Origin of the sequence: Streptomyces laculatispora (assembly GCF_017353455.1) — a bacterium.
GTDB classification, from domain to species: domain Bacteria; phylum Actinomycetota; class Actinomycetes; order Streptomycetales; family Streptomycetaceae; genus Streptomyces; species Streptomyces laculatispora.
Map to the genome: position 1 here is coordinate 1 of NZ_JAFMPZ010000492.1, position 14465 is coordinate 14465.

A 14465-nucleotide genomic window follows, 5' to 3' on the forward strand; every position below is an offset into this window, starting at 1 on the left:
GGTCCGACCACCAGCCGCCGCGTCAGCCGCTCACCCCGGGGCTCACCGCGTCGGCCCGGCCCCGGACCTGTCGGGGCCGGAGCCCGCCGGGCGCCCGCAGTTCGCACCACACCGTCTTGCCGTACAGCCCCTGCTCCACGCCCCACCGCAGCGCGAACGCGTCCACGAGCAGCAGCCCCCGCCCGGACTCGTCACCGCACCCCGCGATCCGTAGGGCCGGCCAGACGCCGGGCGCGGGATCGCTCAGCTCGACGCGGACCCGTCCGGAACCCGTTCCGCTGACCCGCAACGTGACCGGTGTTCCCTCACCGACATGCACGATCACATTGGTCAGCAACTCACTGACGCAGAGCAGCAGATCGGGGACACCCGCGTCCGCGCCCCCGAACCGCCACCGCAACATGCGCCGCATCTCCGGTACGGCCTCCGGCACGGCGAGCAGGTCCACCGTGAACGGCAGCGGCGTCATCCCCCGGCCGCCGGGCGCAGCGCATCGGTCAGCCGACGCGCGGTCACCACCGTGCAGTTGCCGAGGGCGACGAGTGGCGGGTGGTTCGTCCACCCGGCGAGCGTCAGCGGGTCGACGCCGAGCGACGGCAGGGTGATGCCGTGCGCGGCGAGCGCGGCGCGCAGCGCGTCGATGTCCTCGACGATGTCGTACGTGGGTGTGTCCTGCCTGTCGTGCGCCGAGCCGTCCATCTTCTCGTCCATGAGGAGCCGTACACCTTTCGTTGCTGACTGTGACGAACGTCTCACACGCTGCCGCACGGGTCTCTACCGTGGAAGGGATTACCGCTCCACAGAGAACAGCGCGAAAGGCGGTCAACGGTGGCCACACGCAAGGAGATCGACGGCTCGGCGGGAGTCCCGCAGTTCTACGGGAACGAGCTTCGCTTCAAACGGGAGGAAGCGGGCCTGACGCTGGAGAAGCTGGTGGACGGCAGCTTCTTCGGGATCACGTACCTGAGCGAGATCGAGCACGGACATCGGCGGATGCCGGTGGAACTGGCGCGGCATGTGGACCGAGTGCTGGGGACGGACGGGTTCTTCCAACGGCGCTGCGAAGACGTACGGAAGGCGAAGCAAGGGGCTCACGCCGCGTTCTTCGCTCCGGTCGCGGAGGCGGAGACTCGGGCCCGGAGTATCGGCCAGTGGTCCGGAACGCTGATCCCTGGGCTGCTCCAGACCCGGGCGTACGCCCAAGCCGTCATCGGTTTCACGCATTCTCTGGATACGCCGGAGGAGGTCGAAGCCAAGATCAACGCCCGGCTTCAGCGAGCCAGGCTCTTCGACGACCCCAAGAAGCCTGAGTACTGGGTGATCCTGCATGAGTCCCTGGTGCGCCATTCCATCGTCCCGTCGGTGGAAATGGCCGAACAGTTGGAGCAGATCGCCGCGCTGGCACGGCGCAGCCGCATCGTTGTGCAGATCCTTCCGTGGAACGGCCCGACTCGCGCCCTCACCGAACTTCCGCTTCTCCTTATGGATTTCGACGACGAGCCGCCACTGCTCTATACCGAGGGCCCGTACCACGGACAGACCATCGATGATCCGGCACTCGTGATGCTCTACCGCAAGGCATACGATCGGCTGAGGGGTGCCGCCTTGCCGCCAGAGGTGTCACTCGCACTGGTCGAGAAGGCGGCTGAGGAGTACCGAAATGGCCAGCATCCGTCTTGATCTCGGCGCTTCCACGTGGCGTAAGAGCAGCTACAGCAACGGCAGCGGCGGCGACTGCCTCGAAGTCGCAGACGGCGTCCCCGGTCTCGTCCCCGTACGCGACTCCAAGCGGCCCGACGGGCCCGCGCTCATCGTTCACGCGGCTGCCTGGGCGCCCTTCGTGGAGTCCGTCAAGTCCGCCTGAAAGCAGCACTGTTCTCGTCACGCCGTCCGAGTAAGCACACCGGCGAACGTTGCACTGTCCGGCTCATGGAGCGGCCCGGTACGGACGCTCCTCGCGGTAGCCGTCCTCACGTTGTCCGCCGCTTGCACGATGTCGAGTGACAGCGACGGCGGCGAGTCCGCGTCGTCCTGCGCGGCCCTGGTCAAGTACCAGAACCGCACCTACTTGGGCCGGGCGAACGTGAAGGTCACGGTCGGGGAGAAGCTCGGGACCGCCACCGAGCCGCCGTGCGACGACACGCCGAACGATGGCCAGGACGAACCGGCGACGCCGGCCTCGCGAACCGCCTACGCGGTCGAGGGGGTGGACCCCGGCATCGCGATCTGGGTGGAAGGCTCCTCCGACGATGTCCTCTTCATCGCTGCCGATTCCGGCAAGAAGCTTCCGCCCGAGGTCGAGAAGCTGATCGTCGGCTCATGACACGCGCGAGAGGCGCGCCCGGAAACCCAGGCACGCCCCTCACAGCTAACGCGCAGACGCGCAAGCGACAGCCGCGTCAGCGGTCGAACTTCTCGCGCATGTCGTCCGCCGCGCCCCGGGCCTTGTCGCGACCCCGCTCAGACGCACCGGAGGTCCGGTCGGACCGGTCCTGCGGCCGGTCCCGGCCCTCACCCTTGCCGTCCTTCATCTTCTTCTGCTGGTCGGCAAGATCCTGCGCCTTGTCCTTGAACTGGTCGGCGATGCCCATGCTGTTCACTCCTCTGTGGGGTGCTTGGGGGTTGGCTCCCGGAGGGGCCTCGACCAGACTGACACGGCCGGACATTCATCGCATTTCGATCAGTTACGCTGCGTACGCGCCGCCCGTTCGTCCTGGTCAGCGGCGCCTCCGGCGCCCACAAGGCCCTTGCCGACGCCCTCCAGCCGCGAGCCGTACCTCTTCATCTCGCGCTGGCCGACGACGCCGATCAGCGTCGGCAGGTAGCCCCGCACGGACTGCATCCCGCGCAGCCACCACTGTGCGTACACATGCGCGGAGCGCCGCTCGATGCCGGCCACTATCCGGTCGACGGCCGGGCCGAGCGGGTACGTCCGGTTCGACGGCCAGGGCAGCCGCTGCCGCAACTCCCGCATCACGTCGTCCTCGTCGGCGCCGCGCACCATGTCCGTATCGGTCCAGGAGAGGTAGCCGACGCCGACCTTCACTCCTCGGTAGCCGACCTCCGCGCGCAGGCTGTGGGCGAACGCCTCGACGCCCGACTTCGACGCGCAGTACGCGGTCATCATCGGCGCCGGGGTGATCGCGGCGAGCGAGGCGATCTGGAGGAAGTAGCCGCGGCTCTCCATCAGGATCGGCAGGAACGCCCGGCCGGTGACCGCGCCGCCGATCAGGTTGACCTCGATGACCCGTCGCCAGGCCACCGGGTCGGAGTCGACGAACGGGCCGCCCGAGGCGACGCCCGCGTTGGCGACGACGACGTCGATCTTGCCGAACCGCTCCTTGACCTCCTGCGCGACCCGGGACATCGCCTCGTGGTCGGTGACGTCCGCGTGCCAGTGGTCGCTGTCGCCGTGCAGCCGTTGCGAGACCTTCTTCAGCTCGTCCGGCTCCAGGCCGACGAGCGCCAGTGTCGCGCCGCGCGCCGAGAGCTTGCGGGCCAGCAGCTCGCCCACACCGCGCGCCGCGCCCGTGACGACGACGACCTGACCTTCGAGACTGCGCCTGCCGCTCATGCGACCTCCTCTTCCTTGCTCTCGACTTCAGCCGTTTCGCGCACCGGGAGGCACGCGGTCACCAGTTCCCTTATTTTCTCCGTGACCGCCTCCGGCGCCTCCACCGGCGTCATGTGCCCCAGGCCCGCCAGCTCGGTGAGCCCCAGGCAGTCCGGGAGCGCCGCCGCGATGGCGCGGGCGTGGACGGGCGGGGTCAGCCGGTCCTCCGTACCCGCGATCACCGCGGTGGGCACCCGCAGCTCCCGTACGCCCTCGTCGAGATCGAGGCCGGCCAGGACATGGCCCCAGGCGACCCGGGGGACGCGAGGACAGGCGTGCACGATCCGGGCACAGGTGTCGACCCGGTCGGGAGCCGAACCCGCCCCCATCGTCGCGTACTTGAGGATGCGGCGGGAGAGCGGGGTGACCGGTCCGAGCGGTGCCCGCGCGCCGAGGACGGCCCGGGTGATCCGGGTCCGGACCGCACCGGCCCGCAAGGGCACGACCCGCGATTCGGCGATCAGCCCTGAGCTGCCGGTGCTGCACAGCAGTACGGCGGCCGCGTGCTCGCGCAGACCGGCCCGGCGCGCGGCGGCCATGATCGTCATGCCGCCCATGGAGTGCCCCACGAGTACGGCCTTCTCCGCCGGTTCCAGCGTGGCGGCGAGCACCGCTTCGAGGTCGTCGGCCAGCGCGCCGGTCGTGTATCCGTCGGGGCCGACCGCGGGTGAGGTGCCGTGGCCCCGCTGGTCGTAGGCGATGACGCGGTGGTCCACGGCCAGGTCCCGGATCTGCGCGTCCCAGAAACCGGTGTTGCAGGTCCAGCCGTGGGACAGGACCACCGCGGGGGCACCGTCCTTTCCGTGCACCTCGACGTGGAGGCGGGAGCCGTCGGCGGAGACGGCCATGAGTTCGCGCACGGGGACCGGCCGGGTGCTCCCGCCGCGCAGCGGGCGGCTCATCCGGCGACCTCCTCGGCGACGGCCTGCCTCGCGTCCCGCTGCGCGGGCGCCCGTACGACCTGGTACTCCGAGAGGTCGACCGTCCGCGTCACCTTGCGGAACTCGGCGGTGGTGCCCGGCCAGACCGTGGTGTTGCGCCCGTTGGCGTCCAGGTACCAGCTGGTGCAGCCGCCGGTGTTCCAGACCGTGCGCTTCATGCGCTCCTGGACGCGGCGGTTCCAGGACCCGACCGCCGAGGGCCGCGCGTCGAGCGCCACCCGTCCGCCGAGTACGTCCAGTTGGCGGAGGTAGTCGGCCATGTAGTTCAGCTGGGCCTCGATCATCAGGATCATCGAGGAGTTCCCCAGGCCCGTGTTGGGGCCGATGATCGTCATCCAGTTGGGGAAGCCGGCCGCGCTCGCGCCACGCAGCGCCTGCATACCGCCCTTCCACGACTCGGCGAGCGTGCCGCCCTCCGCGCCCACCACCCGCTCGGCGATCGGCATGTCCGTCACATGGAAGCCGGTGCCGAAGACGATCGCGTCGACCTCGGCCTCCGTACCGTCGGACGCGACGACCGTGGAGCCGCGCACCTCGGCGAGGCCGGAGGCGACGACGTCCACGTTGGGCCGGGCGAGCGCCGGGTAGTAGGCGCTGGAGAGCAGGATGCGCTTGCAGCCGATGCGGTACGAGGGGGTCAGCTTGGCCCGCAGCGCCGGATCCTTGATGGAGCGCGCCATGTTGGACTTGGCTATCCGCTCGACCAGACCCAGCTGGTCCGGGTGCTTGGTGAAGGCGCTGACCTGCAACTCCCGTATGCCCCAGAGCAGTCCGCGGCGCGCGGTGCCGGTGAAGGGCAGCGTGCGGTGCAGCCAGCGCTCGGCGCCGCTGATGGTGCGGTCCATCCGCGGCATGACCCAGGGCGGGGTGCGCTGGAACAGCGTGAGCTTCGCGGCCTTCGGCTGGATCGACGGCACGATCTGGATCGCGGAGGCGCCGGTGCCGATCATCGCGACGCGCTTGCCGGTCAGGTCCGCGTCGTGGTCCCAGCGGGCGGAGTGGAAGACCTTGCCGGGGAAGTCCGCGAGTCCGGGGATGTCGGGCATCTTCGGGTCGGAGAGCGGACCGGTCGCGGAGACGACGACATCGGCCAGGACCGTGGTGCCGTTCGCGCTCTCGATGACCCAGTGCAGCTCGTCCCCGTCCCAGCGCATCATCGTCACCTCATGGTTCAGCCTGAGGTGCGGACGCAGTCCGAAGGTGTCCGCGACATGTTCCAGGTAGGCGCGGATGTGCTCCTGCCCGGAGAAGGTGCGCGGCCACTCGGGGTTGGGAGCGAACGAGAACGAGTAGAGGTGGGACGGTACGTCGCAGGCGCAGCCCGGATAGCTGTTGTCGCGCCAGGTGCCGCCCACCGAACCGGCGCGTTCCAGGATCACGAAATCGGTGATGCCTTCGCGGCGGAGCCGGACAGCGGCTCCGAGGCCCCCGAATCCGGATCCGATCACCGCCACTCGTACATGTTCGTGCTGGGCCATGCTGCCGCCTCCCCGCGGTACGTCACACGACTCTGCCAGCAATCACTGGCACTGTTGGGAGACTAGAGCAGCTCCGTACCGATGGGTAGGGGTGCGGCGAGGGAAAGTTACCGGCGGTACAACAAGCGGCCTCCGCCGCGGGGCAGGCCGGTAGGGTGCGGGGGTGGCTGACGGACACGAGCACCGCGAATACCGCATGGAGGAGCTGGCCAAGGAGGCCGGCATCCCCGTCCGGACCCTGCGCTTCTACCGGGAACGCGGCCTGATCTCACCGCCGCGCCGCGAGGGCCGCATCGCCTGGTACGACGACCACCACCTGGCCCGGCTCCGCACCATCACGGGCCTGCTAGAGCGGGGCCACACCCTCACCGGCATCGCCGACCTGGCCCGCACCTTCGAGAGCGGCCGGGATGTCGCCGAGGTGCTGGGCCTGGGCGAACCGACCGAGGAGACCCCGGTCCGGCTCACGCCCGAGCAGCTCGCGGACTACTTCGAGGGCGAGTCCACCCCGGAGAACCTGGCGGCCGCGATGGAGCTGGGCTACCTCGGCACGGACGGCGACGAGATCGTGCACATCAGCCGCCGCCTCCTGGAGGTGTCGGCCGAACTGGTGCGGGAGGGGGTCCCGCTCGCCACCGTCCTCGCCGCCGGCCGCCGGGTCCGCGAGCACGCGGACGCGCTGGCCGACCTCTTCGTCGCCACCCTGCGCGACCACAGCACGCAGGAGGAACCTCCCCAACTGCGGCCGCTGGCACGCGCGGTGGTGGACGCGGAACTCTCCATGGCCCTGGACCGGCGGCTGCGCCGCGACGCGGAGGGGGCGGGGCCGCCGGCCTGGTAGGGCTTTGTTACGTCTCTGGGCAAGCGGTCGTCTTGGTGGTTTCCTGCTGGTATATCGACACCCTCACTCTCCTCGCCGACAGCTGAACGAGACGCGGGGGCAGCCACGACCCCGCCCATGGGTGCGCCGGCCCACGCCCGGTGCCGACTCCCCTCCCCTGCCGTCGAGTTCACCTTCCGTCAACGGGGCAACCATCTGCCTGTCGCGGGTGTCTCCTATGCGAGCCCTCACACCTCGTACGCCGCTGGCTCCACGTACGCGACCAAGGAGAATTTTGTGGGCATTCGCACCATGCTGGCCATAGCCGTCTGTGCTGCCACGGCGTTGTCGGGCGGCACGGCCGTCGCAGCTCCCGGCGGCACGTCCGCGGGTACGGCCGGGAGTACAGCAGCTACCACCGTGCGCGAGGACTTCAACGGGGACGGCTATCAGGACCTCGCCGTCGCCGCCCCCGCCGCCAAGGTGGCCGGCCATTCCTGGGCCGGTTACCTCACTGTCAGCTACGGCTCGGCCAAGGGCCTGACGACAGCGAACACCACGGTCATCGATCAGAACACCCCGGGCGTGCCGGGGGTGCCCGGTGACGATCACGGCTTCGGCTACCGGATGTTCGCCGAGGACCTCGACCACGACGGGCTGACCGACCTCGCCCTGGTCACCCATGAATGGTTCTCGTCCGAAGGCTCCGCCATCAACGGCTCCGTCATCGTGCTGTGGGGCAACACCGGCGGCATCACCGGGCAGGGCGCGGCCCGTATCGCGGCTTCGAGCGACACCCAGGTGGGGGACGACCTCACCGCCGGTGACTTCGACGGCGACGGGACGAGGGACCTGATGATGCTTCACGGCGACGACGGGGATTTCCGCAGCGTGCTCTACGGGCCGTTCACCCGGGCCGGGTCGCCCGCCCGCGAGCAGCGGATCAACATGTTCGACACGGACAACTACATGTCGAACACCGCGGCCGGTGACTTCAACGGCGACGGCATCGAGGACCTTTGCACGTTCTACGTGTACGAGAACCACGCCGAGGGCGGCAAGCTGTGGCGGGGCACCCCGAAGGGCCTGTCCACGACCTCGACCCCACTCCCGAGCGCCGCGGCCACAGCGGTCGGTGACTTCGACAAGGACGGCAAGGACGACCTCGCCACCCGGGTGATCCCGAACGGCATCACGGAGGACCTGCCCACGGACCCCGGAACCATCAAGATCTACTACGGTTCCGCGTCCGGTCCGAGCACCACCCGGACGAAGACGATCACCCAGGACACCGCAGGCGTGCCCGGGGTGGGCGAGAAGGGCGACCAGTTCGGCGCCCGGCTCAGCGCGGGTGATGTCAACGGCGACGGTTACGCCGACCTGGCCGCGGGTGTGCCTTTCGAGGCCATCGAGAAGACCAAGGGGGCGGGCGCCGTGGTGCTGCTGAAGGGCGGCGCGGGCGGTCTGAGCGGTACCGGCTCGCAGTCCTTCCACCAGGACAGCGCGGGCGTGCCGGGCGTGGCGGAGACCGGTGACCACTTCGGCGGATCGGTCCGGCTGCTCGACATCAACAAGGACGGCAAGGCGGATCTGGCGGCCGGCGCCCCCGACGAGAACCTCGACGCGGTCGCGGACGGCGGTGCGGTGTGGTCGCTGCGCGGCGCCGCCGCCGGCCTGACCACGACGGGCGCCTTCACGTTCAACCCGGTCGGCCTGGGCGCCCCGGTGCCGGGATCCCGGTTCGGTCTGGACCTGTCCAACGACAACGGGCCGAACATCGGCTGACGGGCAGCGGCTCGCCGCCGCCGGCCGGTGGCAGCGACGAGGGGGGCCTTCCCGTTCCGTACGACCGGAACGGGAAGGCCCCCTCTGCGTCTCAGGTGGCCGGGGTCAGGAGCGGGGCTCCTGCTCCTGTGCCCTCGCGCTGCGCTCGGCGTTGCGTCCACCCGCCCTAGTAGGAATTGCATCCGTGCACCCCGCACGAGGACGACCCTCCGCCGTGCGATCGCAGGCACCGGGCGCCGCCCGGCCTGGCCGAACGACGCCACCTTGTCGAAAACGCTCTAGCGGCGGGGCGATGCGGCGGCTTGAACCAGGGATCGGGCCAGGTCAGTGGCGCCCGGAAGGCTGTCGAGCGGGAGGGGCTGCGTGGCGACGGCGCCCTCGTGCAGGACGAGGAGTTGGTTGGCGAGGGTGGCCGGGTGCGAGCACCCCGCTGTGGCGGCGAGCTCCTTGAACAGGCTCAGCAGCCAGAGCTTCTGGTTCGCGGCGATGCGGTATGCGGGATGCGAGGGGTCCGGGAGTTCGGCCAGTGCGTTGATGAAGGCGCATCCGCGGGTGCTGGTTTCGCTCCAGGTCCGCAGCGCCTCGAAGGGTGCGGTGACGGCCTCGGCGGGAGTGGCGCCGGCGTCAACGGCGGCACGGACAAGTGACCGCCAGCGCTGGTCGCGTTCCGTGAGGTAGGCCGCCACGAGATGGTCTTTCGAGCCGAACTGGTTGTACAGGGTCCGCTTGGACACCCCTGAGTGCTCGGCGATCAGATCCACGCCGACCGCCGTGATCCCGCGGTTGTAGAACAGTTCCTCGGCGGCCGCCACGATGCGCCGACCGGCCGGAGTCATAGACGGCGCTTCCTGCACTGCGAGCCCCTTCACTGATCGGTGTACGGTGGGAGATGTTCACAGATCAGTATACCTTCAGGGAGGTTCAAGCGATGAGTGCGTCCCCGTTCATGCGAGCGGTGCGGATCACAGGGCACGGAGGACCGGAGGTTCTTGAGCTGACGGAGGTCGCTGTCCCCGCGCCGCAGGCAGGAGAGGCGTTGATCCAGGTCAGCGCGGTAGTGCTGAACAACACCGACCTGTGGACCCGAGAGGGCGCCTACGGCTGCCCGGGAGACCCGAAGGCACTGTCGGGCTGGCGCGGCCAGATCGACTTTCCGCGTATCCAGGGTGCCGACGTAGCCGGCCGGGTCGTGGCCGTCGGGGCCGGGGTGGAGGACGGCCTCATCGGCCGCCGCGTGGTCGTCGATCCCGCGATCTACGACACCGCAGGGCCGGACGCCAACCCGGTGGGTCTGATGGGGAGCGAACGCGACGGCGGATACGCCGAGTACGTGACAGCGCCCGTAGAGCGTGTACATGACGTGACGGAATCCCCGCTCACGGACGACCAGCTCGCGACGTTGCCGACCGCCTACGGCACGGCGCTGGGAATGATCGAGCGAGGCCGGCTGCGGAAGGGAGAAACCGCCCTGGTCTCGGGAGCGTCCGGCGGCGTCGGCCTCGCGCTGGTGCAGATCGCCCGTGCGCGCGGCGCCAGGGTGCTCGCCATCAGTAGCGGACCCAAGATCGATGCGGTGCGCGAGGCAGGCGCGCACGGAGTCATCGACCGCGCAGGAGACGTCGCCGAACAGATTCGCGCTGCCGCCCCCGAGGGCATCGACGTCGCACTCGACGTCGTGGCCGGCGAGCTGGTGAGTGAGGGGCTGCCGCTGCTTCGCGAAGGGGGCCGTTGGGTCATCGCCGGCGCACTCGGCGGCTACGACGTGGCCTTTGACGTGCGCCGCCTTTACCTGCACAACGCTCAGGTCATCGGGTCCGCGATGCACACGCCCACGCACTTCGACCTCCTCATGGACCTGGCTCGGCGGGCGGAAATTCAGCCCGTCATTGCCGCGGCCTTCCCACTGGACCAGGCCGCTCAGGCGCAGGAGGAGCTGTCCCGCAGGGGGCACGTGGGAAAGATCGTCATGCACCCCTGAGTTCTGTCCGACGCATCACGGGCGGAGCCATGAGCGGACCGCCGCGACGGTGACGGCGCCTCGAAGCGGTGGTGCCGGGGCGTTCTGCTTTTTCCGGGATGCGCGGCTTCTTCTTCCGGGCCCCGGCCGTGTGATGCCCATGCGGACTCCCGCACGGGCGGCGCACGCACCCCGAGCGTCCGGCGACCGCCGCTCCGGGACAGACGCTCCCCTACTGCTCGTACACCACCGTCACCGGCGCGTGATCGCTCCACCGCTCGCCGTGCGTGGCGGCCCGCTCGACCCACGCCTTCACCGCGCGGGCGGCCAGTCCCGGGGTGGCCACCTGGTAGTCGATGCGCCAGCCCGTGTCGTTGTCGAAGGCGCGCCCGCGGTAGGACCACCACGAGTACGGGCCCTCGACGTCCGGGTGCAGAGCCCGTACGACATCGACGTACGCGGCCTCCTCGAAGACCCAGGTCAGCCACTCCCGCTCCTCGGGGAGGAAGCCGGAGTTCTTCTTGTTGCCCTTCCAGTTCTTGAGGTCGGCCTCCTGGTGGGCGATGTTCCAGTCGCCGCACACCACCACCTCGCGCCCGTCGGCGGCGGCCCGCGCCTTCAGCCCGGCCAGGTAGGGCAGGAAGGCCGCCATGAAGCGCTCCTTCTCCTCCTGCTTCTCCGTGCCGACCTCGCCGGAGGGCAGATACAGGCTCGCGACCGTGACGCCCGGCAGGTCGATCTCGACGTACCGGCCGCTCGCGTCGAACTCCTCGCTCCCGGCGTCACCGAAGGCGCCGAAGCCGATCTGCACCCGCTCGGGCGCCCGGCGGGAGTAGAGCGCGACCCCGGCACGGCCCTTGGCGGCGGCCGGCGCGTGGACGGTGTGCCAGCCCTCGGGCTCACGCACCTCCTCGGGCAGCTGCTGCGCCTCGGCCCGCACCTCCTGGAGGCAGATCACATCGGCGTCGGTCTGCGCCAGCCACTCGACGAAGCCCTTCTTGGCGGCGGCACGGAGACCGTTTACATTCACGCTGGTAACGGTGAGCATTCCGGCACGATACCGACACCCGCCATCCGCATACACGTACCATCATCCGTATGAATATCCACACCCGTGCGTTCGACCACCCCGACGCCGTCAAACTCAACGATCGCGTGCAGCTCGAATACGCCGAGCGCTACGGGGACGAGGGCGATGTCACACCGCTGGACGCCACGATGTTCGATCCGCCGCACGGTCGCTATCTGATCGCCTACGACGCATCGGACAGCCCGGTCGCCACCGGCGGCTGGCGCCCGCAGGAGCGGAACACCGAGGGGTACTCGGACGGGGACGCCGAGCTGAAGCGGATGTACGTGATCCCCGAGGGTCGCGGCCACGGACTGGCCCGCCGCATCCTGGCCGCCCTGGAGGCCGACGCCCGTGCGGCCGGCCGCGTCCGCATGGTCCTGGAGACCGGCGACCAGCAGCCCGAGGCGATCGCCCTGTACGCCTCCAGCGGCTACGAGCCCTGCGAGAAGTTCGGCCACTACCGGACGTACGACAGCAGCCGCTGCTTCGCGAAGCCGCTGCTGGACATCACGCCCTGAGACCCCCGGACACCTACCGGACCCGCCCGACGCCCACGTAGAAGCCGCTGCGCTCCACGACCGGCGCCGGCTCCTGCCGGTACCACTCGGTGGCCGGGACGAGCCCGGGTTCGACGAGTTCCAGCCCGTCGAAGAACCGCTCCACCTCGACGCGGGTACGCATCCGCAGCGCGATGGCGCCCTTCTTGTACGCCGTCTCGGTCTCCTGCCTGAGCTCCGGATGCTGGTCGGCGGTGCCGTGCGAGAGCACCAGGAAGCTGCCCGGGGGCAGTGCGCCGACCAGGGTGCGGGTGATGCCGTACGGGTCCTGGTCGTCCGGCAGGAAGTGCATCAGCGCGATGAGCGACAGGGCGATGGGCCGGTCGAAGTCCAGTAGCTTCCTGGCCCGTTCGAGGATCGCCTCCGGTTCCCGCGCATCGGCGTGGAGGTAGTCCGTGGCCCCTTCGGGGCTGCTGACGAGCAGCGCCTCCGCGTGACGCAGCACGATCGGGTCGTTGTCCGCGTACACGATCCGGGCCGTCGGCCTGATCGCCTGGACGATCTGGTGGAGATTCGGCTCCGTGGGGATTCCGGTGCCGATGTCGAGGAACTGGTCGATCCCGTCCCGCGCCAGCCAGGCCGACGCCCGGTGCATGAACGCCCGGTTGCGGGCCGCGTTGCCCCGAGCCGCCTCCGGCAGTTTCTCCGCCACCTGCTGATCGACCGGATAGTTGTCCTTGCCGCCCAGCAGCCAGTCATAGACGCGCGCGGGATGAGGCTTGCTGGTGTCGATCCGCGGGTGGGGTATGCCGGCCGTCACAGGACGCTCCTCTGTACGGGAAACACGGTGCTTGCGAGCGCTCTCAGCGTAAGGGCTTTCCCGGACGCCCGGGCCGACGATCCGCGCCGCACGTTCCGTGCCGCACGTTCCGCGACCGGCGGTGGACCCGCCGAAGCAATCCCCTTGCCCTGGAGCGCACTTCAACAACCACACTCCCTCCCACGGCCACCGGGCGACGGCGGCCCGACGGAGGGGACAGCCATGAAGTACCGCACCATCGGAACGGACCCCGCCACCCGGCGCGAGGTGAGCGTCCTCGCACTCGGCGCGATGCTGTTCGGGTCGGTGACCGACGAGAGGACCTCGTTCGCCGTCCTGGACCACTACGTCGAGGCCGGCGGCACCTTCATCGACACCTCCGACAACTACGCCTTCTGGGTCGACGGCGGCGTCGGCGGCCAGAGCGAGCGGCTGCTCGGGAAGTGGCGGCGCAGCCGCGGTGTCGGTGACGAGATAGTCATCGCCACCAAGCTGGGCGCCGCGCCCCTCGCACCCGGCACCGGCTACACAGACAACCCGGAGGGCCGGTCGGCGAAGGCGGTCCGCGAGGCCGCCGAGCGCAGCCGGGAGCGCCTCACGGTGCTGCGCGAGATCGCCGCCGAGACCGGGGCGAGCGTCAACCAGGTGGTCCTGGCCTGGCAGATCGGCGTCCGGCTCCCCGTGATCCCGCTGGCCGGGGCGTCATCGGTGGCCCAGCTGAAGGAGAACCTGGCGGCGGTCGACCTGGAGCTGACGGACGAGCAGCGGGCCCGGCTGGACGGGGCTCACTGACGCCCCGGCCCGGCGGGCACCGCGGGTGACCGCGCGGCCCGCCGGAGCACAAAGAGGTTTCCGGCCTCGCGCTCCGGCGGGCCGCCGAGGCACGATTGCGCGTCCCACGCCCCGATAGCCACTGTGAGTGCTGTATCCATGTGCCGCTCATACGGGGGATCTGATGGCGTTCACGGAGTTCGACACCGGGCTGCTACCGCGGGAGCAGCGGTTCGACTGGTGGCGTCAGGCCGTCGGGCAGGGGGTCGCGCCGACTCACATCAGCAGCGATCTCGCCCCCGACTTCGTGGGAAGTGTGGGCTCCCTCGATCTGGGGCGGCTTCAGCTGACGAGGATGTCGTTTCCCGCCCTGCGGTCGCGGCGCACGCCGGAACTGATCCGGCGGGCCGACCCCGAGACGTACGAACTGACCCTGATCCTGGGCGGGTCGATGGGGGTCTCGCAGGGGCGTCACACCACCCGCCTCGCCGCCGGTGACATCACCCTGTGGACATCGTCGCGGCCCTACAGCGGGGAGGCGGTGAGCGGGCCGGTGACCGGGGCCTCGCGCGCGCTCATCCTGCATCTGCCGCGCGCGCTCGTGCCGTTGCCCGAGGCCCGGGTCGATGCCCTTCTCGCGCACGGTCTGCCCGCCCGAGCCGAGAAAGTCGGCGAGCACCTTCCCGAGTCCGGCTCGGGCGGGCAGACCGT

At 70.1% G+C, this 14465-nt stretch carries 18 protein-coding genes; 9 read left to right on the forward strand and 9 right to left on the reverse strand.

Going from position 1 to position 14465, the window contains the following annotated elements:
• Positions 1-22 precede the first annotated feature (22 nt).
• On the reverse strand, positions 23-469 hold the full coding sequence (locus tag J1C73_RS24895; protein ID WP_207318348.1) for an ATP-binding protein: 447 nt from the start codon (positions 467-469) through the stop codon (positions 23-25).
• Positions 466-711 (reverse strand): hypothetical protein, encoded by a 246-nt coding sequence (locus J1C73_RS24900; RefSeq protein WP_242644665.1) that lies wholly within the window; start codon positions 709-711, stop codon positions 466-468. Before J1C73_RS24900 ends, J1C73_RS24895 begins: the two co-directional genes overlap by 4 nt.
• 117 nt (positions 712-828) lie before the next feature.
• On the opposite strand from J1C73_RS24900, the gene J1C73_RS24905 reads away from it, so the two are divergent.
• The 3 genes from J1C73_RS24905 to J1C73_RS24915 all read left to right on the forward strand — a co-directional run bounded on the left by J1C73_RS24905 (position 829) and on the right by J1C73_RS24915 (position 2323).
• Positions 829-1680 (forward strand): helix-turn-helix domain-containing protein, encoded by an 852-nt coding sequence (locus J1C73_RS24905; protein ID WP_207318349.1) that lies wholly within the window; start codon positions 829-831, stop codon positions 1678-1680.
• Positions 1661-1864, forward strand: coding sequence for a DUF397 domain-containing protein (locus J1C73_RS24910; RefSeq protein ID WP_123459849.1), 204 nt, complete (start codon positions 1661-1663; stop codon positions 1862-1864). Before J1C73_RS24905 ends, J1C73_RS24910 begins: the two co-directional genes overlap by 20 nt.
• Positions 1865-1993: 129 nt before the next feature.
• Positions 1994-2323 carry a DUF6281 family protein gene (locus J1C73_RS24915; protein WP_207318350.1) on the forward strand — a complete coding sequence of 110 codons (330 nt, stop codon included), beginning with the start codon at positions 1994-1996 and terminating at the stop codon, positions 2321-2323.
• A gap of 76 nt (positions 2324-2399) precedes the next feature.
• Here the strand turns inward: J1C73_RS24915 and J1C73_RS24920 are convergent, their stop codons facing one another.
• The 4 genes from J1C73_RS24920 to J1C73_RS24935 all read right to left on the reverse strand — a co-directional run bounded on the left by J1C73_RS24920 (position 2400) and on the right by J1C73_RS24935 (position 6032).
• Positions 2400-2591 carry a hypothetical protein gene (locus J1C73_RS24920; protein ID WP_207318351.1) on the reverse strand — a complete coding sequence of 64 codons (192 nt, stop codon included), beginning with the start codon at positions 2589-2591 and terminating at the stop codon, positions 2400-2402.
• A gap of 89 nt (positions 2592-2680) precedes the next feature.
• A complete protein-coding gene (locus J1C73_RS24925; protein ID WP_123459851.1) occupies positions 2681-3574 on the reverse strand; it encodes an SDR family oxidoreductase in 894 nt (297 codons plus the stop codon).
• Entirely contained in the window at positions 3571-4515 is a 945-nt protein-coding gene (locus tag J1C73_RS24930; RefSeq protein ID WP_207318352.1) for an alpha/beta fold hydrolase, read from the reverse strand. Before J1C73_RS24930 ends, J1C73_RS24925 begins: the two co-directional genes overlap by 4 nt.
• On the reverse strand, positions 4512-6032 hold the full coding sequence (locus J1C73_RS24935; RefSeq protein ID WP_207318353.1) for a flavin-containing monooxygenase: 1521 nt from the start codon (positions 6030-6032) through the stop codon (positions 4512-4514). Before J1C73_RS24935 ends, J1C73_RS24930 begins: the two co-directional genes overlap by 4 nt.
• A 196-nt stretch (positions 6033-6228) precedes the next feature.
• Between J1C73_RS24935 and J1C73_RS24940 the strand changes: the two genes are divergently transcribed.
• Together J1C73_RS24940 and J1C73_RS24945 are read left to right on the forward strand one after the other, a co-directional pair.
• Entirely contained in the window at positions 6229-6873 is a 645-nt protein-coding gene (locus J1C73_RS24940; protein ID WP_207318360.1) for a MerR family transcriptional regulator, read from the forward strand.
• A 276-nt stretch (positions 6874-7149) separates the two neighbouring features.
• Positions 7150-8637 (forward strand): FG-GAP repeat protein, encoded by a 1488-nt coding sequence (locus J1C73_RS24945; protein ID WP_307797792.1) that lies wholly within the window; start codon positions 7150-7152, stop codon positions 8635-8637.
• Between the two features lie 278 nt (positions 8638-8915).
• On the opposite strand, the gene J1C73_RS24950 is transcribed toward J1C73_RS24945, so the two are convergent.
• Positions 8916-9473 (reverse strand): TetR/AcrR family transcriptional regulator, encoded by a 558-nt coding sequence (locus tag J1C73_RS24950; protein ID WP_207318354.1) that lies wholly within the window; start codon positions 9471-9473, stop codon positions 8916-8918.
• A gap of 92 nt (positions 9474-9565) precedes the next feature.
• On the opposite strand from J1C73_RS24950, the gene J1C73_RS24955 reads away from it, so the two are divergent.
• A complete protein-coding gene (locus J1C73_RS24955; RefSeq protein WP_207318355.1) occupies positions 9566-10615 on the forward strand; it encodes a zinc-binding dehydrogenase in 1050 nt (349 codons plus the stop codon).
• A gap of 211 nt (positions 10616-10826) precedes the next feature.
• On the opposite strand, the gene J1C73_RS24960 is transcribed toward J1C73_RS24955, so the two are convergent.
• Complete coding sequence (locus J1C73_RS24960; RefSeq protein ID WP_207318356.1) at positions 10827-11642, reverse strand: exodeoxyribonuclease III; 816 nt, start codon at positions 11640-11642, stop codon at positions 10827-10829.
• 50 nt (positions 11643-11692) lie between these two features.
• Here J1C73_RS24960 and J1C73_RS24965 point away from each other — a divergent pair, with 50 nt between their 5' ends.
• A complete protein-coding gene (locus tag J1C73_RS24965; RefSeq protein ID WP_123459864.1) occupies positions 11693-12184 on the forward strand; it encodes a GNAT family N-acetyltransferase in 492 nt (163 codons plus the stop codon).
• 13 nt (positions 12185-12197) lie between these two features.
• Here J1C73_RS24965 and J1C73_RS24970 read toward each other — a convergent pair whose 3' ends face one another.
• Positions 12198-12983 (reverse strand): SAM-dependent methyltransferase, encoded by a 786-nt coding sequence (locus J1C73_RS24970; RefSeq protein WP_207318357.1) that lies wholly within the window; start codon positions 12981-12983, stop codon positions 12198-12200.
• 222 nt (positions 12984-13205) lie between these two features.
• Between J1C73_RS24970 and J1C73_RS24975 the strand changes: the two genes are divergently transcribed.
• Positions 13206-13775, forward strand: coding sequence for an aldo/keto reductase (locus J1C73_RS24975; protein WP_207318358.1), 570 nt, complete (start codon positions 13206-13208; stop codon positions 13773-13775).
• Positions 13776-13938: 163 nt separating this feature from the next.
• On the forward strand, positions 13939-14465 hold a 527-nt coding region (locus tag J1C73_RS24980; protein WP_504744311.1), incomplete at its 3' end, for an AraC-like ligand-binding domain-containing protein.

Excerpts from the sequence above, each read along its gene's own strand:
- J1C73_RS24895 (WP_207318348.1), bottom strand. The coding sequence starts at position 469 with ATGACGCCGCTGCCGTTCACGGTGGACCTGCTCGCCGTGCCGGAGGCC.
- J1C73_RS24900 (WP_242644665.1), bottom strand. The coding sequence starts at position 711 with ATGGACGAGAAGATGGACGGCTCGGCGCACGACAGGCAGGACACACCC.
- J1C73_RS24910 (WP_123459849.1), top strand. The coding sequence starts at position 1,661 with ATGGCCAGCATCCGTCTTGATCTCGGCGCTTCCACGTGGCGTAAGAGC.
- J1C73_RS24915 (WP_207318350.1), top strand. The coding sequence starts at position 1,994 with ATGTCGAGTGACAGCGACGGCGGCGAGTCCGCGTCGTCCTGCGCGGCC.
- J1C73_RS24920 (WP_207318351.1), bottom strand. The coding sequence starts at position 2,591 with ATGGGCATCGCCGACCAGTTCAAGGACAAGGCGCAGGATCTTGCCGAC.
- J1C73_RS24925 (WP_123459851.1), bottom strand. The coding sequence starts at position 3,574 with ATGAGCGGCAGGCGCAGTCTCGAAGGTCAGGTCGTCGTCGTCACGGGC.
- J1C73_RS24930 (WP_207318352.1), bottom strand. The coding sequence starts at position 4,515 with ATGAGCCGCCCGCTGCGCGGCGGGAGCACCCGGCCGGTCCCCGTGCGC.
- J1C73_RS24935 (WP_207318353.1), bottom strand. The coding sequence starts at position 6,032 with ATGGCCCAGCACGAACATGTACGAGTGGCGGTGATCGGATCCGGATTC.
- J1C73_RS24940 (WP_207318360.1), top strand. The coding sequence starts at position 6,229 with ATGGAGGAGCTGGCCAAGGAGGCCGGCATCCCCGTCCGGACCCTGCGC.
- J1C73_RS24950 (WP_207318354.1), bottom strand. The coding sequence starts at position 9,473 with ATGACTCCGGCCGGTCGGCGCATCGTGGCGGCCGCCGAGGAACTGTTC.
- J1C73_RS24955 (WP_207318355.1), top strand. The coding sequence starts at position 9,566 with ATGAGTGCGTCCCCGTTCATGCGAGCGGTGCGGATCACAGGGCACGGA.
- J1C73_RS24960 (WP_207318356.1), bottom strand. The coding sequence starts at position 11,642 with ATGCTCACCGTTACCAGCGTGAATGTAAACGGTCTCCGTGCCGCCGCC.
- J1C73_RS24965 (WP_123459864.1), top strand. The coding sequence starts at position 11,693 with ATGAATATCCACACCCGTGCGTTCGACCACCCCGACGCCGTCAAACTC.
- J1C73_RS24975 (WP_207318358.1), top strand. The coding sequence starts at position 13,206 with ATGAAGTACCGCACCATCGGAACGGACCCCGCCACCCGGCGCGAGGTG.